23 protein-coding genes are annotated in these 19,088 nt (G+C 67.5%); 12 read left to right on the top strand and 11 right to left on the bottom strand.

Annotated features, from left to right (window positions below):
* Nucleotides 1-110: 110 nt before the first annotated feature.
* From N5C25_RS10735 to rnfB, 4 genes are all read left to right on the top strand, one after another.
* A complete protein-coding gene (locus N5C25_RS10735; protein ID WP_012480941.1) occupies nt 111-554 on the top strand; it encodes a DUF2147 domain-containing protein in 444 nt (147 codons plus the stop codon).
* A 102-nt stretch (nt 555-656) separates the two neighbouring features.
* Nucleotides 657-2,723, top strand: a complete 2,067-nt coding sequence (gene metG, locus N5C25_RS10730) for a methionine--tRNA ligase (RefSeq protein ID WP_279936924.1) — start codon at nt 657-659, stop codon at nt 2,721-2,723.
* 75 nt (nt 2,724-2,798) lie between these two features.
* Nucleotides 2,799-3,389 carry an HAD-IB family hydrolase gene (locus tag N5C25_RS10725; protein ID WP_279936923.1) on the top strand — a complete coding sequence of 197 codons (591 nt, stop codon included), beginning with the start codon at nt 2,799-2,801 and terminating at the stop codon, nt 3,387-3,389.
* A 25-nt stretch (nt 3,390-3,414) separates the two neighbouring features.
* A complete protein-coding gene (gene rnfB, locus N5C25_RS10720; protein ID WP_019662127.1) occupies nt 3,415-3,828 on the top strand; it encodes an Rnf electron transport complex subunit RnfB in 414 nt (137 codons plus the stop codon).
* Nucleotides 3,829-3,969: 141 nt separating this feature from the next.
* Here the strand turns inward: rnfB and N5C25_RS10715 are convergent, their stop codons facing one another.
* Nucleotides 3,970-4,317 carry a RidA family protein gene (locus tag N5C25_RS10715; RefSeq protein WP_019662128.1) on the bottom strand — a complete coding sequence of 116 codons (348 nt, stop codon included), beginning with the start codon at nt 4,315-4,317 and terminating at the stop codon, nt 3,970-3,972.
* Nucleotides 4,318-4,509: 192 nt separating this feature from the next.
* Between N5C25_RS10715 and mprF the strand changes: the two genes are divergently transcribed.
* Nucleotides 4,510-7,074: a bifunctional lysylphosphatidylglycerol flippase/synthetase MprF gene (mprF, locus tag N5C25_RS10710; RefSeq protein ID WP_279936922.1), complete on the top strand. Its 2,565-nt coding sequence runs from the start codon at nt 4,510-4,512 to the stop codon at nt 7,072-7,074.
* A 106-nt stretch (nt 7,075-7,180) separates the two neighbouring features.
* Here the strand turns inward: mprF and N5C25_RS10705 are convergent, their stop codons facing one another.
* The 4 genes from N5C25_RS10705 to N5C25_RS10690 all read right to left on the bottom strand — a co-directional run bounded on the left by N5C25_RS10705 (nt 7,181) and on the right by N5C25_RS10690 (nt 10,045).
* Nucleotides 7,181-8,527 carry an AcvB/VirJ family lysyl-phosphatidylglycerol hydrolase gene (locus tag N5C25_RS10705; RefSeq protein ID WP_279936921.1) on the bottom strand — a complete coding sequence of 449 codons (1,347 nt, stop codon included), beginning with the start codon at nt 8,525-8,527 and terminating at the stop codon, nt 7,181-7,183.
* A gap of 78 nt (nt 8,528-8,605) precedes the next feature.
* Nucleotides 8,606-9,223 carry a DUF998 domain-containing protein gene (locus N5C25_RS10700; protein ID WP_058982134.1) on the bottom strand — a complete coding sequence of 206 codons (618 nt, stop codon included), beginning with the start codon at nt 9,221-9,223 and terminating at the stop codon, nt 8,606-8,608.
* Nucleotides 9,220-9,393 carry an oxidoreductase-like domain-containing protein gene (locus N5C25_RS10695; protein WP_279936920.1) on the bottom strand — a complete coding sequence of 58 codons (174 nt, stop codon included), beginning with the start codon at nt 9,391-9,393 and terminating at the stop codon, nt 9,220-9,222. Before N5C25_RS10695 ends, N5C25_RS10700 begins: the two co-directional genes overlap by 4 nt.
* A 49-nt stretch (nt 9,394-9,442) precedes the next feature.
* Nucleotides 9,443-10,045: a hypothetical protein gene (locus N5C25_RS10690; RefSeq protein ID WP_251103332.1), complete on the bottom strand. Its 603-nt coding sequence runs from the start codon at nt 10,043-10,045 to the stop codon at nt 9,443-9,445.
* 228 nt (nt 10,046-10,273) lie between these two features.
* Here N5C25_RS10690 and N5C25_RS10685 point away from each other — a divergent pair, with 228 nt between their 5' ends.
* Nucleotides 10,274-11,428: a transglutaminase-like domain-containing protein gene (locus N5C25_RS10685; RefSeq protein ID WP_279936919.1), complete on the top strand. Its 1,155-nt coding sequence runs from the start codon at nt 10,274-10,276 to the stop codon at nt 11,426-11,428.
* A gap of 6 nt (nt 11,429-11,434) precedes the next feature.
* Here the strand turns inward: N5C25_RS10685 and N5C25_RS10680 are convergent, their stop codons facing one another.
* Nucleotides 11,435-11,770, bottom strand: coding sequence for a zinc ribbon domain-containing protein YjdM (locus tag N5C25_RS10680; protein WP_021204683.1), 336 nt, complete (start codon nt 11,768-11,770; stop codon nt 11,435-11,437).
* Between the two features lie 181 nt (nt 11,771-11,951).
* On the opposite strand from N5C25_RS10680, the gene N5C25_RS10675 reads away from it, so the two are divergent.
* The 3 genes from N5C25_RS10675 (at nt 11,952) to N5C25_RS10665 (ending at nt 14,029) form a co-directional block, all read left to right on the top strand.
* Nucleotides 11,952-13,313 carry an Hsp70 family protein gene (locus N5C25_RS10675; protein ID WP_279936918.1) on the top strand — a complete coding sequence of 454 codons (1,362 nt, stop codon included), beginning with the start codon at nt 11,952-11,954 and terminating at the stop codon, nt 13,311-13,313.
* 228 nt (nt 13,314-13,541) lie between these two features.
* Nucleotides 13,542-13,835: a YkgJ family cysteine cluster protein gene (locus tag N5C25_RS10670; protein ID WP_080112561.1), complete on the top strand. Its 294-nt coding sequence runs from the start codon at nt 13,542-13,544 to the stop codon at nt 13,833-13,835.
* Between the two features lie 11 nt (nt 13,836-13,846).
* Nucleotides 13,847-14,029, top strand: coding sequence for a hypothetical protein (locus N5C25_RS10665; RefSeq protein ID WP_005410566.1), 183 nt, complete (start codon nt 13,847-13,849; stop codon nt 14,027-14,029).
* Between the two features lie 49 nt (nt 14,030-14,078).
* Here N5C25_RS10665 and N5C25_RS10660 read toward each other — a convergent pair whose 3' ends face one another.
* The 3 genes from N5C25_RS10660 to N5C25_RS10650 are packed head-to-tail and all read right to left on the bottom strand — an operon-like array spanning nt 14,079 to nt 16,079.
* Nucleotides 14,079-14,960, bottom strand: a complete 882-nt coding sequence (locus tag N5C25_RS10660; protein WP_279936917.1) for a DUF4097 family beta strand repeat-containing protein — start codon at nt 14,958-14,960, stop codon at nt 14,079-14,081.
* A gap of 10 nt (nt 14,961-14,970) precedes the next feature.
* Nucleotides 14,971-15,504, bottom strand: a complete 534-nt coding sequence (locus N5C25_RS10655) for a hypothetical protein (protein WP_058982122.1) — start codon at nt 15,502-15,504, stop codon at nt 14,971-14,973.
* Nucleotides 15,501-16,079 (bottom strand): sigma-70 family RNA polymerase sigma factor, encoded by a 579-nt coding sequence (locus tag N5C25_RS10650; protein WP_019662138.1) that lies wholly within the window; start codon nt 16,077-16,079, stop codon nt 15,501-15,503. The genes N5C25_RS10655 and N5C25_RS10650 overlap by 4 nt, the downstream gene beginning before the upstream one ends.
* A gap of 124 nt (nt 16,080-16,203) precedes the next feature.
* Here N5C25_RS10650 and N5C25_RS10645 point away from each other — a divergent pair, with 124 nt between their 5' ends.
* Together N5C25_RS10645 and N5C25_RS10640 are read left to right on the top strand one after the other, a co-directional pair.
* On the top strand, nt 16,204-16,383 hold the full coding sequence (locus N5C25_RS10645) for a hypothetical protein (RefSeq protein WP_279936916.1): 180 nt from the start codon (nt 16,204-16,206) through the stop codon (nt 16,381-16,383).
* A gap of 35 nt (nt 16,384-16,418) precedes the next feature.
* Nucleotides 16,419-17,012 (top strand): mechanosensitive ion channel family protein, encoded by a 594-nt coding sequence (locus N5C25_RS10640; protein WP_279936915.1) that lies wholly within the window; start codon nt 16,419-16,421, stop codon nt 17,010-17,012.
* 518 nt (nt 17,013-17,530) lie between these two features.
* Here N5C25_RS10640 and N5C25_RS10635 read toward each other — a convergent pair.
* Entirely contained in the window at nt 17,531-17,797 is a 267-nt protein-coding gene (locus N5C25_RS10635) for a DksA/TraR family C4-type zinc finger protein (protein WP_019662141.1), read from the bottom strand.
* 169 nt (nt 17,798-17,966) lie between these two features.
* The gene (locus N5C25_RS10630; protein WP_251103417.1) at nt 17,967-18,524 is read right to left on the bottom strand and encodes a DUF2058 domain-containing protein; all 558 of its coding nucleotides are present in this window, start codon (nt 18,522-18,524) and stop codon (nt 17,967-17,969) included.
* A 63-nt stretch (nt 18,525-18,587) separates the two neighbouring features.
* Between N5C25_RS10630 and N5C25_RS10625 the strand changes: the two genes are divergently transcribed.
* A complete protein-coding gene (locus N5C25_RS10625; protein ID WP_049430504.1) occupies nt 18,588-19,088 on the top strand; it encodes a M48 family metallopeptidase in 501 nt (166 codons plus the stop codon).

Raw genomic sequence — 19,088 nt, 5'->3', positions numbered from 1 at the left:
CGCAGGTGCAGGGCGCAGCCCTGCAAAGCCCCTCTTCCCCATACCCCGCCGAATGGGTATACAGTCGACCCATGCCGGCACCGTGCCGGAATGAACCCTGGGAGGGGACCATGCGCAACACCTTCAAGACCCTGCTGCTGGCATTGCCGCTGTGCCTGGCCGCGCTCTCGGCGCAGGCCGCCGATGGCGCCGCCGGCCGCTGGAAGACCATCGACGACAAGACCGGCAAGGTGAAGTCGATCGTCGAGATCACCCAGGCCGCCAACGGCACCCTGACCGGCAAGGTGGTCGACATCCTGCACTCGGACAAGGGCCCGAACCCGGTCTGTGACGGCTGTGAAGGCGCCAACAGGAACAAGCCGGTCAAGGGCATGACCATCCTCTGGAACCTGAAGGCCGACGGCGCCAACAAGTGGTCCGGCGGCACCATCCTCGACCCGGCCAACGGCAAGACCTACAAGTCGAAGATGGAACTGCAGCCCGGCGGCACCCGGCTGGACGTGTCCGGCTGCATCGCCTTCATCTGCCGCGCGCAGACCTGGCAGCGCGAATAAGCGCCCCTGGCCTCACTTCATCCCGGTGACCCGGCCCCGGCCGGGTCACCTCGTTGCGGGCATGCGATACTCTGCGGTTCCCCTCGGCTTCACCCCGCGACCATGACCCGTACCGCGCTCGTCACCACCGCCCTGCCCTACGCCAACGGCCCGCTGCACCTGGGCCACCTGGTCGGCTACATCCAGGCCGACATCTGGGTGCGTGCGCGGCGAATGAGTGGCGGCAAGGCCTGGTTCGTCTGCGCCGACGATACCCATGGCACGCCGATCATGCTGGCCGCGGAAAAGGCCGGGGTCACCCCGGAAACCTTCATCGCCAACATCCAGGCCAGCCACGAACGTGACTTCGCCGCCTTCGGCGTGGCCTTCGACCACTACGACTCGACCAATTCGGCGGCCAACAAGGCGCTGACCGAGCAGTTCTACCTGAAGCTGGAAGCGGCCGGCCACATCAGCCGCCGTTCGGTGGCGCAGTTCTACGACCCGGCCAAGGGCATGTTCCTGCCCGACCGCTACGTCAAGGGCATCTGCCCGAACTGCGGCAGCCCCGACCAGTACGGCGACAACTGCGAAGTGTGCGGCGCTACCTATGCGCCGACCGACCTGAAGGAACCGCGTTCGGTCATCTCCGGTGCCACGCCGGAAATGCGCGATTCGGAGCACTTCTTCTTCGAGGTGGGCCACTTCGACGCGTTCCTGCGCGAATGGCTGGCCGGCGACGTCGCCCTGCCGGGGGTGAAGGCCAAGCTCGGTGAGTGGCTCAATGCCGAAGGTGGCCTGCGCGCGTGGGACATCTCGCGCGATGCACCGTATTTCGGATTCCAGATTCCCGGCCAGCCGGGCAAGTACTTCTACGTCTGGCTGGACGCGCCGATCGGCTACCTGTCCAGCTTCCAGACCCTGTGCGGCAGGATCGGCGAGGACTTCGACGCGCATCTGCGCGCCGGTACCGCCACCGAGCTGCACCACTTCATCGGTAAGGACATCGTCAATTTCCACGGCCTGTTCTGGCCGGCCGTGCTGCATGGCACCGGCCATCGTGCGCCGACGCGCCTGCACGTGAACGGCTACCTGACCGTGGACGGCGCCAAGATGAGCAAGTCGCGCGGCACCTTCGTGATGGCCCGTACCTTCCTCGACGCGGGCCTGGAACCGGAGGCACTGCGCTACTACTACGCCGCCAAGTCCAGCGGTGGCGTCGACGATCTCGACCTGAACCTGGGTGACTTCATCGCCCGCGTCAACGCCGACCTGGTGGGCAAGTTCGTCAACCTGGCCAGCCGCTGCGCCGGCTTCATCAGCAAGCGCTTCGACGGCCAGCTGGCCGCGCAGCTGCCTGATGCCGCGCAGTACCAGCGCTTCGTCGACGGCCTGGCACCGATCCGTGAAGCCTACGAGCGCAACGACCCGGCTGCGGCGATCCGCCTGACCATGGCCCTGGCCGACGAAGCCAACCGCTACATCGACGACGTCAAGCCATGGGTCATCGCCAAGCAGGAAGGCGCCGACGCGCAGCTGCAGGCCGTGTGCAGCCAGGGCCTGAACCTGTTCCGCGTGCTCGTCACCGCACTGAAGCCGGTGCTGCCGGCCACCGCCGCGCAGGCCGAGGCCTTCCTGACCGCGCCGGTGAACGACTGGACCGAGCTGGCGCAGCCGCTGCTGGATCACCGCATCGCCGACTACACCCCGCTGTTCACCCGTATCGACCCGAAGAAGATTGACGCCATGATCGACGCCTCCAAGGACACCCTGCAGCCGGCCGCTGCCGCCGCCAAGACCGAAGCGGTCAAGTCGGCCGCCCCGGCCAAGGACGAAGCAAAAAGCGCCGATGCTCCGGCCTACATTGGCATCGACGATTTCGCCAAGCTCGACCTGCGCATCGGCAAGGTGCTGGTGTGCGAGTTCGTGGAAGGCTCGGACAAGCTGCTGCGCTTCGAACTGGACGCAGGTGAACTGGGCAAGCGCCAGATCTTCTCCGGCATTCGTGGCAGCTACGGCGAGCCGGAGCAGCTGGTGGGCCGCAACGTGGTGTTCATCGCCAACCTGGCCCCGCGCAAGATGCGCTTCGGCCTGAGCGAAGGCATGATCCTGTCGGCCGGTTTCGACGGTGGCGCGCTGGCGCTGCTGGACGCCGACAGCGGCGCGCAGCCGGGCATGCCGGTGCGCTGATGCCTGCAGCGGGCGTGGTTGTGGCCACGCCCGCCGGCAGCACCGGCCACGGGGCACGCGATGGGAGGCAACGGAATGGAACTGGCGCTGTTCGACTTCGACCACACGGTGACCACCTGCGATACCTATGGCCGCTTCCTGCGCCGCGTGGCCACCGCCGAACAGCTGGCGCAGGCGTGGTGGAAGGTCGGCCCGTGGCTGGCCGCGTACAGGCTGAAACTGATCTCGGCCGAACGCATCCGCGCACGCGTCACCCGTTTGACCTTCAGTGACCGCCACAGCGATGACATCGCCACGCTGGCGGCCGGCTTCTCGCGTGAGTTCCTGCCCGACGTGGTACGCCCGGAAATGCTGGAGCAGATCCGCTGGCACAAGGAACAGCAGCACACCGTGGTGATCGTGTCCGGTTCGCTGGACCTGTACCTGCGGCCATGGTGCGAGCAGCTGGGCCTGCAGCTGATCTGCAACCGGCTGGAGAGCCGGGACGGACGTCTGACCGGCCGTTACGTCGGCGGCGACTGCGGCCCGCGCAAGGCCGAGCACATTCGACGCCGGTTCGATCTGTCGCGCTACGTGCGCATCCATGCCTACGGTGACAGTTCCGAAGACAAGCCGATGCTGGCCCTGGCCCACGAGCGCTGGTTCCGTGGCAAACCCCTGAAATGACCCCAACGCGCAGCCTTCGCCACGCATGAGCCTGATTCCGCCCCTGACCGAACGCCTCGACCGCCTGCTGCCGCAGACCCAATGCGGGCAATGCGGCTACGACGGCTGCCGCCCGTATGCTCAGGCCATGGCGCGCGGCGACGCGGGCGTGGACCGCTGCCCGCCGGGCGGAGATGCCGGTGCGCGTGCGCTGGCGCAGGTACTGGGCGTGCCGGCGATTCCATTTGATCGTTCGCGCGGCCAGCACAAGGCACCGCAGGTAGCGGTGATCGTGGAAGCCGACTGCATCGGCTGTACCAAATGCATCCAGGCCTGCCCGGTGGATGCCATCGTCGGTGGCGCCAAGTACATGCACACGGTCATCGCCGACCTGTGCACCGGCTGCGAGCTGTGCATCCCGCCATGCCCGGTGGACTGCATCGAGCTGGTGCCAGCGTAGCCACCGGACCAACCGGCAGTGGAGCGGCGGGGTAGAGTCGACTGCTCTTCGTTCCGGCGGCGCAAAACCGCGCGCTGCGCGCGATAGTCGGCCAACAGTCGACTCTACCCCCTCCCTGGTGGGAGGTGACCTTGCCTGCCGTTACGGTACTGCCGCCGTCACCACGATCTCGACCTTCCAGTCGGCGTGGGCCAGCTTGGCCTCGACCGTGGCACGTGCCGGGGTCGCGCCTTCAACCACCCATTCGTCCCATGCCTTGTTCATGCCGTCGAAGTCGGCCATGTCGGCCAGGAAGATCTCCGCACGCAGCACGTGCTGGCGGTCACTGGCGACCAGCGCCAGCAGCTTGTCGATCTCCGCCAGCACCTGCCGGGTCTGGCCGGTGATGTCCTGGCTGGTGTCCTCCGGAATCTGGCCGGAGAGGTAGGCGACCTTGTTGTATACGGTCATTTCGGACATGCGCGGTCCGACGTCGTAACGCTCCATCATGGGCGTGGCTCCTGCGGTTGATCAGGCCTGCATTGTCCTCCAAACCGGTCGACGGTGGGTGCACGGGTGCCCTCCGCGATACGTCATTACCGGGCTCCGACGGTCCCACTGGTCAAATGACGATGACAGGCGCACGATGCGCCACGCCCGCGTTGACACCGCCCTCGCCCCTCCTGCCGCACCCTTGCGCCGATGACCGCCCCCGTCGATTCCACCACTGCCCCTTCCACGCCAACCTGGAAGCGGGTTGCCACCATCGTCATCCCGCTGCTGATCCTCGCCCTGGCCCTGCACGGCCTGGCGAATGAGTTCGACGAGCACGGCTATCGTGCGATCCGCCAGGCGTTCCGGCAGCTCAGCGGCACGCAGATCGCGCTCACCGTGGTACTCGGCCTGGCCAGTTACGCCTGCCTGATCGGCTTCGATGCCATCGGCCTGCGTCGCAGCGGCATCCGCGTGCACCCCGCGCGCGTCGGCATCACCGCGTTCCTTGCGCACACGTTGGGCCAGACCGTGGGCTTTGCCGCGTTGACCGGTGGCGCGGTACGCCTGCGCGGCTACCGCAGCGCCGGCCTGGACCTGGCGCAGATTGGCCAGGTGGTGCTGATGAGCACGCTCGGTTTCGTATTCGGTGCATGGCTGTTGATCAGCGTGGCCCTATGCATGGAACCCGCCGCGGCAGCGTTGGCATTGCCATTGAATCCCGATGCCGTGCGCATCGTCGGCATCGTTGCCCTGCTCGCCTATCTCGGCACCGTGCTGCTGGTCGGCCGCGATGGACGGCAGTTCAGCGTGTTCGGCCATGCCTTGTGGCTGCCCGACCGCCGCACCATGATCGGTGTCACCGTACTCAGCGTCACCGAGTTGGTGCTGGCCAGTGCCGCGTTCTACGTGCTGCTGCCGGACTCCACGCCAACCGGCCTGCCGGGCTTCGTCGGCCTCTACCTGGTGGCAGTGCTGGCCGGCCTGGTCTCCACCGTGCCCGCAGGCCTGGGTGTGTTCGAGTGGAGCCTGCTGAAGCTGTTGCCGCAGGTGGCACCGGCAGCGGTGCTGGCGGCAGCGCTGATCTACCGCGTCACCTACTACGTGCTGCCGCTGGTGCTGGCCACCCTGCTCGCCCTTGCGCCGGCCCTGCGTCAGCCGCTGCAGGCCAGCGCAGGGGCAACCCGTGCCGGCTGGAACGCGCTGCGCCCGTGGCTGCCGCAGATCATCGCGCTGGCGGTGTTCAGCATCGGCGCCGCGCTGGTCATCGACGGCACGCTGCCGACGCCACGCCGTCACCTGGTGAACGCCTCGCTGCCGATCCTGGAAACCTCACACCTGATCGGCAGCCTCAGTGGCGTCGCGCTGCTGCTGATCGGCCAGGGCCTGGCCCGGCGCAGCCACGCCGCGTGGATGCTGGCGATGGCGGTGTGCGTTGTCACCCCGTTGCCGCTGTGGCTGCGCGGCGGGCAACCATTGATCGCCGTCTCGGCGGTGCTGGTGGCGATGGCCTTGTGGGCTGCACGCCGCGAGTTCTACCGCCAGGGCGCGCTGCTGGATGAAGCCTGGTCGTGGCCGTGGCTGCGCAATCTGGGTCTGGTGCTGGTCGCGGTCACCTGGCTGCTGTTCTTCACCTACAGCCATGTCGAATACCAGAACGAGCTGTGGTGGCAGTTCGCGTTGTCCGGCAACGCACCGCGCGCGCTGCGTGCGTTGCTGGTGGTGGCGATCGCGCTGGTGATGTTCGGCCTGGCCCGCCTGCTGCACAGTACGCGCAGCCCGCTGCCGGCCGCTGACGAGGCCACGTTGCAGTCGCTGGCACCGGTGCTGGCCGGGGCCACCGATACCCAGGCGTGCCTGGTACTGACCGCCGACAAGGCGGTGCTGCGCGATGATGCGAAACAGGGCTTCGTGATGATGCAGCGCTATGGCGGTTCGCTGATCGCGATGGGTGATCCGGTCGGCCCGCCGGACGTGGCCCGTGCACTCATCTGGCGCTTCCGCGAAGAAGCCGACCGGCTCGGCCTGCGCCCGGTGTTCTACCAGGTGGGCGAGACCTACTGGCAGACCTATCTCGACCTCGGCCTGGGCCTGGTCAAGCTGGGCGAGGAAGCGATCGTGCCGCTGCACGATTTCGGGCTGGAAGGCCGCGAACGCGCCGATCTGCGCCAGGCCTGGAACCGCGGCAGGCGCGGCGGCCTGTCGTTCCGCGTGGCACCGGAGGAGGAGGTTCCCGGCCTGCTGCCACGTCTGCATGCGATCTCCAACGCATGGCTGGAGGACAAGGCCGGCGATGAGAAGGGCTTTTCGCTGGGCAGCTACGACCCGGATTACCTGGTGCGCTTCCCGGTGGCACTGGTCGAAGCCGAGGGCCAGATCGTGGCATTCGCCAACCTGTGGCAGGCACCGGCCGGTGCCGAGCTGTCGGTGGACCTCATGCGCCACGTCAACGAAGCGCCGAAGGGGACGATGGACTTTCTCTTCATCGAATTGTTCCTGTGGGGCCGCGCGCAGGGCTATGCGCGGTTCTCGCTGGGCATGGCGCCGTTGTCCGGGCTGGCCCAGCATCGGCTGGCCGGTCGCTGGAACCGCCTGGCCGGCCTGCTGGCGAGGCATGGCGAACGCTTCTATGGCTTCAGTGGCCTGCGCCGCTTCAAGTCGAAGTTCGATCCGCAGTGGCGGCCACGCTATCTCGCGGCGCCCGGCGGCATGCATCTGCCGGCCGCGCTGCTGGATGCCACGCGCCTGATCTCGCTGGATCCGCGGCGGAACTGAAGCCGCGATGCGTCGGGCATGGCTCGACGCTACCCGCTGCTCGGTAGGTGTCGACCTTGGTCGACATGCAACCCCAGCGCCGACCAAGGTCGGCGCCTGCCAAGCGCTACATACCGCCCTTGAGGATCACTTCGGCCAAGCGATCGTAGTCCCCCCCGAAATGGTGATCACCCGGCAGCTTCACCTTCCTCACCCCGTCATTGGCCGGCAGGTCCGGGCACAATGCGTCCTCATCCTTGTCGCCGAACACGCACAGCGTTTTTTCTGCCGGCAGCCTGGCCACTTCCGGGGCGATCGGCAAGCCATCGCCGCCACCGCCCAGCCAGTTGCTGACATGGAATTCGAAGTCGGCCTTCCTGCCCACCGATAGCAGCACGATGCGCTCCAGCCCCTCACGGGTACCGGCATCGAGCTGGTTGATGGTGGCAGGCAACACATCGGCACCCTGCGAGAAACCAATCAGCATCACCTTGTCTCGGTGCCACTGCTGGCGGTAGTGGTCGATGATCTTCTGCAGGTCGCCGGCAAAGCCCTTCGGTGTGCGCTGGCTCCAGAAGTAGCGCAGCGAGTCGATGCCCACCACCGCCACGCCATGCGCGTTGAGTGACGACGCCACGTTCTTGTCCAGGCCCGCCCAGCCACCGTCACCGGAGACGAACACCGCCAGCGTATCGCCGCTGGTGGCCGCCGGCATTTCCACCACCGGCAGGTCCTTCAGTGCAGCAGGCGGCGGTGCCAGGCTGACGCCAGCCTGCGCGCCAATCACCCGCGCCGCCGCCACCAGGCCCGGTGATGCATCACCGCGCGCAGTGCGCTTGAACTCACGCGCCATGGCCACCTGCTGTACGAACCGGCTGGCCTGGCCCGCCCTGCAGCCGTTGTCACCTCCCGCACTCAACCACGGAAAATTCAGTTCGGCCGGCTGCAGCCTGTCGCGCTTCACGCCATCGCCGCAGACCATGCGCTGGTGGCTGTGGTCCGGGCAGAAGCCGGTGGTCAGCACACCGGCGAAAACCTGGGTGTCGGCCTGCGCTGCCAGCGCGTAGGCCATTTCGGCACCTTCGCCATCACCGCCGACCAGCGGCAGGTGGTAGCCGGGCAGATGCAGCGAAGCCTGCAGCCAGCGCGAGAAATTCTCGACGTCACCGGAACCGAACGAACAGGTCGGGTCACCCTCGCGCTTGAGCACACCGCGCAGATGCGCAATGTCCACTGCCGCCACCAGCGCGCCGTCGGCACGCAGGGCCTCGATCGGCAGGCGGCTGGTGTCACCGCCGGCAGTGGGTTCGTGGAACCAGATCACCACCCGTTGCGGCGTGCCGGCCGGCATGTGCACCGGAATCTGCTCGAACCGCCCATGGCTGAACTGCTGCGGGGTCACCGCCGCCGTTGCCGGCAGCGTGGCCAGCGCCAATACCACACCCATTGCCCTGCCCAGCCCTGCACGCTTCATGTCGCATCCCCGATCGAATGCGCACACGATACGCCGCCGCCGCGTGCACGGCACGTACCGGCGCAGGCCGTTAGGGATTCAGTCGGCCGCGGCCTGGCGGCTGCGACGGTACAGGGCCGTCGCCAGGTACAGAAGCCAGCCGACGATCACTGCGATCACCACTTTCTGTCCGAGCCCGCGCGGTGGCCCAGCGCGCCACAGCACGTGCAGCCACAGCAGCACGAAGGCCAGCCATGCCCAGCCCCAGAGCAGTTCAGCGGCGGGCTGCCAACCCGGTTCCCGGCGCAGGTACCACGCCTGCAGCAGCATGCCGACGCAGGCACACAGGAACGCCGTGTTGGCTGCAAGCCCGTGGATGAACGGCGCCAGCAACGGGGTCGCTTCAGGCAGCCAACTGTCGCCGATCGCCACCGTCGCCAGGCCCAGGGCGGAAACCGTGAACAACAGCGGTGCGGCCGCACTGCGCCGTGGGCCGATGCTGCCGCGATACAGCGCAACGCCGAGCGCCGCAATGGCCAGCGCCAGCACGCAGTAGGCAGCGCGCAACGCCAGCCCCCACGGCCCGTGCAGATACAGGCTCAACGTCGCCCGCACCCAGTCCAGATCACTGCGCGCAACCTGGGTCCACAGCGCGGTTGCCACGAACAGCAGCAGCGCCACCAGTGCCAGCACCGCCACCGGACGCGCACGGCTCATGCTGCGTCCTCAGGATGCCGCATCTTCCATTCGGCCAACGCCTTGCGGTAACGCTGCAGCTCCTCGGAGTACAGGTCCAGCACGCACAGCGGGCAGCCGCTGCCGCAGCATTCGTTGGGACCGGGTTCTTCCGGTGGTAGCGGGCGTGGATCGGGATCAGGGACGGACACGGTCGGAAGCGACGATCAGTGGAAGCAGGCCCCAGTGTACCGGGCTGGCTCAGCGGGCCAGCTGTCGGCGCAGGTTCTCCCGAGCGGCCGCATCCAGCCGTTGGTGGAAGAAGTCACTGAGGAAAATCCGCGGCGCCCGCAGCAGGCCCTGCAGGAACCGACGGCGGCCGGCGCGGTACAGGAAGCCCGGCACCACGCCCTTGTATTCGTCGGCCACGCCACGGTCATAGGCGGCAAACACCGGCTCCGGCGCGGCCAGGATCGCCATGTCGCAGTCCAGGAACAGCGCCGCCTCGGCATCCACATCCTGCGGACCCAGCTCACCATGGCGGGCGGTCAGCAGGATCAACTGCTCGACGCGTGCGGCATCCACTGCGGCCAGCTCCGGTGCCTGTGCGATCGCCTGCAGGGCCAGCTGCGCCGAACGGGCCTCGTTGTCCTTGCGCCCCGCGTGGTAGATCGCATCGTGGTAGAGCACGGCCAGATAGATCTCGGCCGGCTGCGTCCAGCCAGGGCCGTCGGCCACCTCCTGGCAGTGCTGCAGCACGGCGCGTACATGGCCGAAGTGGTGGTAGGCCCGTGGCGGCGTTGCATAGCTGTCCTGCAGCGCCTGCCACTGCGCCGGGGCAAGCGTCAGCGGTGAGAAGTCCATGCCCGGATCATCCCGCCTGTGCCGGCGCCGGGCAAGCTGGCGGTTTTTTCACCACGCACTCACAACGCTTGCCGGGCGGGGCCCGGAGCCAGTTGTCCACAGCTTTGTCGAGCGCTGGTCCACATCGGTTGTGGATGACCGCGGCGCCGACCAACGGTCGCTGCAGCCTGACATCCATGGGAATACACTCGCCACAGGCGGGAGCGCCCGCCGCTGCCGGGAACCGTCATGTACCGTTCTGCCGCCCATTGCCTCACCCTTTCGCTGCTGGCCTTCTGTGCTCCTGCCTTCGGCGCAGGCCAGGCACCGCCCGCCGATGTGGTGACGACCCCGACCATCACCGTGTCAGCCGTACGCGTGCCGACCCCGGAAGAAGTGTTCGCCATTCCCGCAGACCTGCGTGCGATGCTCCAGAAGCAGGTGATCCAGCGCAGCTACTCCCGCGACCAGCGGTTGCAGGCGCTCGTGGAGATGATCTTCGGCCAGCACGGGCTGGACCTGCAGTACGACGCCAATGCGACCTACACCGTCAGCGATATCTGGCAGCACCGCCGCGCCAACTGCCTGGCCTTCACCCTGCTGTTCGTGACGCTTGCGCGGGAGGCGGGCATCCAGGCGCGCGTGCAGGAAGTGGGGCAGGTAGTGTCCTGGTACCAGGACCAGGACGCGGGCGTGGTCTACAGCGTCGGCCACGTCAACGCCGGTGTCGACGTCGGCGGGCGTTTCGGTACCGTCGATCTGGATCGCAACGTGCTCTATGACCGCCGTGGGCCGGTTCCGGTCAGCCGTGCGCGGGCATTGGCGCATTTCTACAACAACCGGGGTGCGGAGCGCCTCGCCGACGGTGACTTCGGCGGCGCGCGTGCGTTCTTCGACGCGTCCCTGGCCCAGGACAGCGGGTTCGCTCCGGTGTGGAACAACCTCGGCGTACTCGCCCACCGCGAAGGCAACACCGAGGCGGCGCGGCAGGCGCTGGACCGATCGCTGCAGCTGGACGGCCGCCAGGATGCCGCACTAACCAATGCCTCCGCGCTGTTCCGCAGCCTGAGCTTGACCGCACAGGCGCAGTCACTTGAGCGCCGGCTGAAGTCGGTGCAGCGCGAAGACCCGTTCGCGCAGTACATGTTCGGCGCCAAGGCCGAACGCGCTGGCCAACTGGACGAGGCGATCCGCCATTACCGGCAGGCCGTGCGCCTGTACGACACCGCGCATCAGTTCCACTTCGGGCTGGCACGCGCCTATTTCCTGGCTGGCCAGCTCAAGCGCGCCGATCGTGAACTGCTGCGTGCACGGGAACTGGGGGGCGCGCCGGAGCAGGCGCGCTACCAGGCCAAGCTGGACAGCCTGGCCCGCTGGCGCGCGCAGCAGCAGGCCAGGCGCTGAAGGCGATCAGGCCTTCTTGAGGAAGCAGGTCTTCAGGACCAGGCCCTTGATCTTGTCCGAGTTGCCTTCGATGTGCTCGGCATCATCTTCGACCAGGCGGATGTTGCGGATCACGGTGCCCTGCTTGAGCGGGATCGAGGAGCCTTTCACTTTCAGGTCCTTGATTACGGTGACCGTGTCGCCGGCCTGCAGGGTATTGCCGTTGCTGTCACGAACGACCAGGGTGGAGCCCGCGCTTTCTTCGGGGGTCCATTCGAAGCCGCAGTCGGCGCAGATCCAGAGCGCACCATCGGCGTAGGTGTTTTCCAGGGTGCACTGCGGGCAGGCGGGGGCAGAAGACATCAGCAAGTACCTCAAAGTGAATCAACAGCCGCCATTGTAACCGCCTGGCTTCCCTGCCCCTTTTCCAGGCAGGCCCCGGGCTGCGCACCTGGCCCGACACACAACGGCACGCCCCCGGAACTTGCAGTCGGCGGCGAACTGCAGCAGAGTGCGCGGCCCCTGATCGACCCCGGAACTTCCCATGCGCCTCGGCATCGACTTCGGTACCAGCAACTCCGCCGCCGCCATCGTGCATGAGGGAAAGCTGCTGCCGATCCGCTTCGGCGACGCCGAACAGTTCCGCACCAGCGTGTACTTCCCCGGCGTGGTGCCCGACCCGGATGACTTCCAGCTCGATGATGGGCAGGAACACCAGCTGCAGCAGATGATCGACAGCGCTGCGCGCGCGGCCCGCGCCGCCGGCCAGGAACGCACGCCACAGGCACTGCGCCGCGAAGCCCTGCGCGCACTGCGACGGGAGTGGATGGAAGCGCGCGCCGGCAAGGAACGCAGCGCCAGCGACCTGCTGCAGAACGCGGTCTATGGCGATGACGCGCTGGAAGCCTATTTCGAGGAACACGAAGGCAACCTGGTGCAGAGCCCGAAGTCGATGCTCGGCTACAACCTGCACCCGCGCGCCAAGCAGACCATCACCGGCATCGCCGCGCACATCCTCGAGCACATCCGCCTGACTGCCAGCGCCCAGCTCGGCCAGCCGCTGCGTGCCGCCCTGCTCGGCCGCCCGGTGCAGTTCCGCAGCTCGATCGGCGCGGCCGGCAACGACCAGGCGCTGGACATCCTGCGCGAGGCCGCCACCCAGGCCGGCTTCGACCAGATCGATTTCCTCGAGGAACCGGCCGCGGCGGCCATGCATTACCACGCCGAAAGCCGCGAGCGGCACCAGGCGGTGATCGTCGACATCGGTGGCGGTACCACTGACATCGCGCATGCCGAAGTCGGCGGCGATGCTGCGCCACGCATCCACCGCGCGTGGGGTATTGCCCGCGGCGGTACCGACATCGACCTGGCGCTGAGCCTGTCCAGCTACATGCCGCTGTTCGGCCGCGGCATCACCCGCGTGCCCGCCCACCACTACGTGGAAGCGGCCACGGTGCAGGACATGACCCGCCAGCGTGACTTCCGCCAGCACAAATACGATCACGTCGAAGATCCGTGGCGCGCGCGCCTGCAGGCCCTGCAGGACACCGGCAATACCGCCCGCCTGTACCGCGATGTGGAACGCGCGAAGATCGCCCTCAGTGCCGCCAGCGAGCACCGCAGCACGCTGGACTACATTGCCCGCGACCTGCATGCCGACAGCAGCGCCGCCGGCCTGGCCGCTGCCGCTCACGGCTACCTGGAACAGATCCGGGAACTGCTGGCCCAGGTCCGCAGCGACATTGGCGGCGACCCGGATGCGGTGTTCCTGACCGGCGGCATGTCCCGCGCCGGCTACCTGCGCCAGGCCGTGGCCGAGGCCTTCCCGGGCGCCCGCATGGTCCACGGCGAGCCCTCGCTGGGCGTGGTCCAGGGCCTGGCACTGGCGGCAGCCAGCCCGGATTAACAAAACGTTACGCGGTCTAAGTTACTCTTGGTCGGCTAGAACCCCGCTGCACCTTCCACTGGCCACGCCGGTGTGTGTCCACGGTGCAGCCTGGCCCGCCTGCGGGCCTAGCGGCCATGCCTTCCTGGCTCGTTCATGGTCCGCGCAGCACCTGAGCCGCCATCGAGACCCGCTTTGGGCACCCGCCAGGCCCCTGTGGCCTTACAACCTGACGCAGCACCTGCACCCATCGACTGCCGCCGTTGTGACGCGGTCTGTTGTCGGCTGCCCGTGCTGCTGCAGCCCGGCGACCACGTGCCTGGCCAGTTCCTGTCACGCGACTCCCACGGCCGTGCCGTGATGGCGCGCAACGAGGAAGGCTGGTGCGCGGCGATCGATCCCTATCACCTGCGCTGCACGATCTATTCGCAGCGCCCGGCGATCTGCCGCCAGTTTTCGATGGGCGGCGATGACTGCCGCCGCGAGCGGCAGGACTACCTGCGCCAGGCTGATGCCTGGTCGCTTTCCTCCCCTTCCACCTGACAGGAGCAACCATGCCCCGCAAGGCAAAGACCCCCGCGAAGGCCAGCAACAGCATCCGCAGCGAACGCAAGGGCGCGGCCGCCAGCACCGTGGTCAGCAGCGATTCGATCGCTTCGGACCTGGCAGCGTTCCGCAAGGCCGGTGGCAAGATCGAAGTCCTCGGCACCACCTGGGCGCTGAAGAAAGCCAGCTGACCCAGCACCGACCGCGGCGGCGCTGCCGCCGCGGCCTGCCGGACCGTGCTCAGCGGTCCAGGCGTACCCGCACACTGCCCGAATGCGACTGGATGCGGATGTCACCGTCGCCGCCGCCCAGCCGCGTGTCGAGGTGGCTGCCCGGCCCGTAGCGTGGCCGCTCCACCTGGCCGGCATCGCTGTTGATCGAGCCGCTGAAGCTGTTCACCGACAGCTGTGCCGACACTGCGCGCGGCAGGCTCAGCGTGACCGGGGCACTGACCGATTCAACATTGATGCGGCCACCGGGCGCCAACCCGGCTGCTGCCAGGTCGATGCTGCCTGAGACGGTCTCCACCGCCAGCCGCTGCACGCGCCCGGCGTCGACCTCGACCCGGCCGGACACCGTCTGCGCACCGATATCACCGGACACGCCGCCGCCGGCCTGGATCCGGCCACTGACCGTGTTCACATCCAGCTTCGGCGTCTGCAGGCGTGCGCTGACGCTGCCACTGACCGTGTTGAGCTTGCTGTCGCCACTGCGGCCAGCCGCGCTCAGGCTGCCGCTGACCGTGTCGGCCTGCAGCCGTCGCACATCGATGCCACTGATGTCCTGGCTGGCGCTGACCGTGCTCAACAGCAGTTCCACCGAGCGCGGCACGTTCAGCACCAGCGTCGCGCCACCATTGTTGCTGCGGCGCGGGTATTCAATCTCCCAGCGCACCCGGTTGGCGCTCTTTTCCTGGCGCAGCTGCAGGCCATCGCTGAGCGTGCCGGTGAGTTGCACATCATTGCGGTCCCAGCCACGCACGGTCACCTTGCCGGCCACGTTGCTCAGTTCGATGCGACCGCCCGCAGCCAAGGTGTGGCGCTCGTCGATGCGGGTGTCGGCCAGCGCCACGGCAGGGGCCAGCAGCAGTGCAACACAGCAGGAAATCAGGGTTCGGGTCATGGGGGTCTCCTCAGGTCGTCAGGCCGGACTCGGCGGCATAGGCCGCCTGCCGGGTCAGTTCCAGCCGCAGTGCATAGGTGCGCTTGAGCTGGCCAAGCAGGTGCGGCGCGCGCGGGTCCTGCGCCAGTGCGGCACGGATCTGCGCCGCGCTATCATCCAGTTCGTGCAGGGCCGGCTGCCATTCCGGCGCGCGCCCATCGGGCAGCGAGGCCACGGCCTGCTGGTACTGCTCGGTCATCGCCGCCGCCTGCAGCTGCAGCGCTGAAGGTACCGGTACCTCTGGCTGCGCATGACGCCACGGCGCCACGGCGTAGACCGCCAGGCTGGCCGCCAGGGCAGCGCCGACCGGCAGCCACCAGCGGCGCCGCGAGCGCGTTGGCAGGGCCACCACGTTGTCCGTTGGCGCAGGTGCTGCCTGCGGTTCACGCGGCGGCAGCCGGGCAGACAGGCGTGCCCAACCATCAGTGGGCACTTCGCGCTCATTCGGCAGCGCACGCAGCAGGGCCAGCAGGTCGTGATCGGAATCGTGTTCGTGCGTACTCATGTCATGTCTCCCAGCCGTGCGCGCAACAGGCCGCGCGCACGATGCAGCTGTGCCTTGGAACTGCCGACGGCCATCTGCAGCTGCTCGGCGATTTCCTGGTGTTTCCAGCCTTCGATGTCGTGCAGCACCAGTACCGCACGCGCCCGTGGTGGCAGTGTCGACAACGCGCGCTCCAGGTCGCGCTCGGTGCCGGCGCAGCGGTCACGCACCGCCAGTTCCTGCAGGCCCCCGTCGACGTCGTCCAGACTGTCGTGATCCTGCCCGCCCGCCCGGCCACGCAGCTCCATGAGCGCGGCGTTGACGCCCAGCCGATGCAGCCAGGTCGACAGGCTGCTCTCGAAGCGGAACCCCGGCAGCGCTTTCCAGGCCTGCAGGAAGGCCTCCTGCAGCGCATCCTCGGCACGTGCCTGCTGGCCGCCACACAACCGCCACAGCACAGCGAATACACGCGGCGCGTGACGCCGGTACAGCAGTTCGTAGGCAGCAGTGTCTCCCGCAGCGGCCGCCCGCACCAGGGCGGGTTCGTCGACGGGGTCGTTGGCGGCAGGCAGCGCTGGCATGGTGGTGTCGAGCATATCGCTTGGATGCGGCGGCCCGGAAAAAGGTTTAGAGGTGATCGGCGATCAGGGACATGCAACCTTTTCGACGATGGCTGCATCCATGAAAGGTCTTCGAGAAAACACCTCCGGGAGTCCAGTCATGTCCAGCCCCGCCTGCGCCGCCGTGCTGGTGATCGCCGCCTGCGTCGTGCTGCAGGCATTGGGCCTGTCCCTGCAGCTGCGCACGGACAGTGGCAGCGCCTGCCTGCAGCAGCATCGCCAGGAACTGGTGTGCCTGGCCTGGACCCCGGCAGTCGAATCCACGGCAGGCGCCGGGTAACATCAAGGGCCGTTATTGCCACCTGTTGTCGCGCCATGATGTTGTCGCTGAAGGATCATCTCCCCGCCTGGACCCGCCCCTGGCTGCATGACGTGGGTATCGCCGTGAAGATCCTGCTGACCCTGCTGGCCGCGTGGCTGCTGCGGGTGCTGGCACGGCGCCTCATCCGGCGTTTCGCCGAGCACTACACACTGCCACCGGAGATGGCGATGGGCGCCCGGCGTATCACCAGTTTCGTGGTCTATTTCAGCGCCCTGCTGTACATCCTCAGCCTGCTGGGCGCGTCGCCTTCGGTACTGTGGACGGCGTTCACCGGCTTTGCCGCCGTGGGTGCGGTGGCCTTTTTCGCGGCGTGGAGCGTGCTCTCCAACATCTTCTGCACGCTGCTGATCTTCACCACGCGCCCGTTCCGCCTGCATGACTACATCGAGGTGCTGGAGAACGGCGAGAAGCCGGGTCTGAAGGGCCGGGTGATCGATGTGAACCTGATCTACACCACACTGCAGGAAACCGGCGACGGCCACGAGGGCACGGTGCTGCAGTTGCCGAACAACCTGTTCTTCCAGCGCACCGTGCGCCGCTGGCGCGACCCGGCACAGGCGCCTGGCGGCATCCAGGGCGACGGCTGAGGCGCGGTGTTCGGCAGGGCTTGCAGCCCTGCACCTGCCGAATCAACGTCAACGTCAACGGCAGAAGCTGGCTATCCGTGGGTAGGCGGGGCGGGTCCGGTTGAGGGGGACGCTGCAAGTACGTCCATGTAAGCTCGGTCGCCGCATCCATGCGGCTCACGCCCCCTCAACCGGACCCACCCCGCCTTCGACAGATTTCCGCGAGCTGTCCGTTCTTCTGTAGAGCCGAGCCATGCTCGGCTCAAATCATTCCGATATCGAGATTTTCGATTTCGATGGAAATTTATCCACGCACGGCGGGATGTACCCGATCGCGGAAATCTGTCGGAGGTGGGGCGGTGTCGGAGTGCGGGGTGTCAGCCGCATGGATGCGGCTGCCAAGCCTACAAGGACGTACTTGCGGCGTCCCCGCACTCCGACACCGCCCCGCCACCCCACGGAATGCCAGCTTTTGCTGTTGCTGCTGCCTTGGCTTGAAGGCTTCGGCGGGTGCAGGGGGCAGCCCTGCCCAACAACCTTTACCTCAACTGGCTGTCCTTGCTGCCACGCCGGTTGTACCCGGCATGCGCCTGCTCTTCGTCATCCCGCGCCTGCTGGCACGCAACGCACAGCCGCACACCAGGCACGGCCTGGCGCCGCGCCAACGGAATCGGCGCGTCGCATTCCTCACAGTGTTCCAGACCGGGTCCCTCGCGCAGCTGGCGCCGCGCGCGGGCGATCGCATCATCAACGGTGGCGTCGATCTGGTCCTGGACCGCGCCGTCTCCCGCCCAACCGGTAGCCATGGCCGTCCTCCGCAGGTGTGTCGCCTGATATAGGGACGATACACCCCGGTAAAAGGAATGCCTTCCTGTAGCGCCGAGCCATGCTCGGCGGGGCTTCAGCAAGCTGAGTGGAACGCGCACGGGTTCGATCAATCCGATTGCGACTTAATCCCCTCCGTCCCCTTTTTGATTACCAGATCAGGTCGTCCGGTACCTGGAACTGCGCATAGTAGGCGTCGTCCTCGGCGTTGCCGGTGGAGATCTCGGCGGTCGAGCCCGGCTGGCCATGGTCGACAATGATCGCCTCCGGGGCGCGCTCACGCACCTTCTCGGCAGCAGCACGTGGCAGCAGGGCGTAGCCCTCGCCATTGGCGACAATGACCAGCACGCCGACCGACAGCGCCTTGCGCAGCTTGGGGTCGATCAGCAGAGTGCGGATCGCCGTGCCATCGCTGAAGCGGTACTCGTCATCGCCCTTGTGGGGCACGGCATGGGCCGCGATGATCTGCTTCGCCTGCGCCTTCTGTTCAGCTTGCCTGGCCTGGGCATTGCGCTCGGCGGCCAGCGCGCGGTCGCGCTCGACCTTCTCGGCGCGGGCACGCTCAGCCTCGCGCTGGACCTCGGCCGACGTCGATTCGGCCTTGCCTTGCCGCGCCTTGGCCTGCTCGCGCGCGGCGGCGCTGGCCTGCGACTTCTTGGCCAGGCCGGCCTTGAGCAATTGTTCCTGCAGCGCGTTGGGCTTTGCCATGGTCGGTGCGTACCGCGTGTAATCTTGGATGTCCCCATTCTACCGACGCCCCGCCACCCCTGCATGGCAGTCCTGAAGTACCTCACCGGCTATCCCGAACCCCTGGTCGCCCAGGTCAGCGACCTGCTGGCACAGGGCAAGCTCGGCCCATGGCTGCAGCAGCGCTACCCCGACCCGCACGAAGTGCGCAGCGACCGCCAGCTGTACGACTACACGCAGGAGCTGAAGGACCGCTACCTGCGCAAGTCGGTGCCGCTCAACAAGGTCTGCTACGACAACACGCTGGAAGTGATCAAGCACGCGCTGGGTACCCATACCGCCATCTCGCGCGTTCACGGCGGCCGCCTCAAGGCCAGCCGCGAGATCCGCATCGCCACCGTGTTCCGCCAGGCACCGGCAGCGTTCCTGCGCATGATCGTGGTGCATGAGCTGGCCCACCTGAAGGAAGCCGACCACAACAAGGCCTTCTATCAGCTGTGCCAGCACATGGAGCCGGATTACCTGCAGCTGGAATTCGATACCCGCCTGTACCTGACCGAGCTGGCCAACCGCGGCCAGCGCTGA

The sequence above is a fragment of the Stenotrophomonas sp. GD03958 genome (assembly GCF_029839005.1).
Lineage (GTDB): Bacteria > Pseudomonadota > Gammaproteobacteria > Xanthomonadales > Xanthomonadaceae > Stenotrophomonas > Stenotrophomonas hibiscicola.
This window is presented reverse-complemented; position numbering and strand designations above follow the sequence as displayed.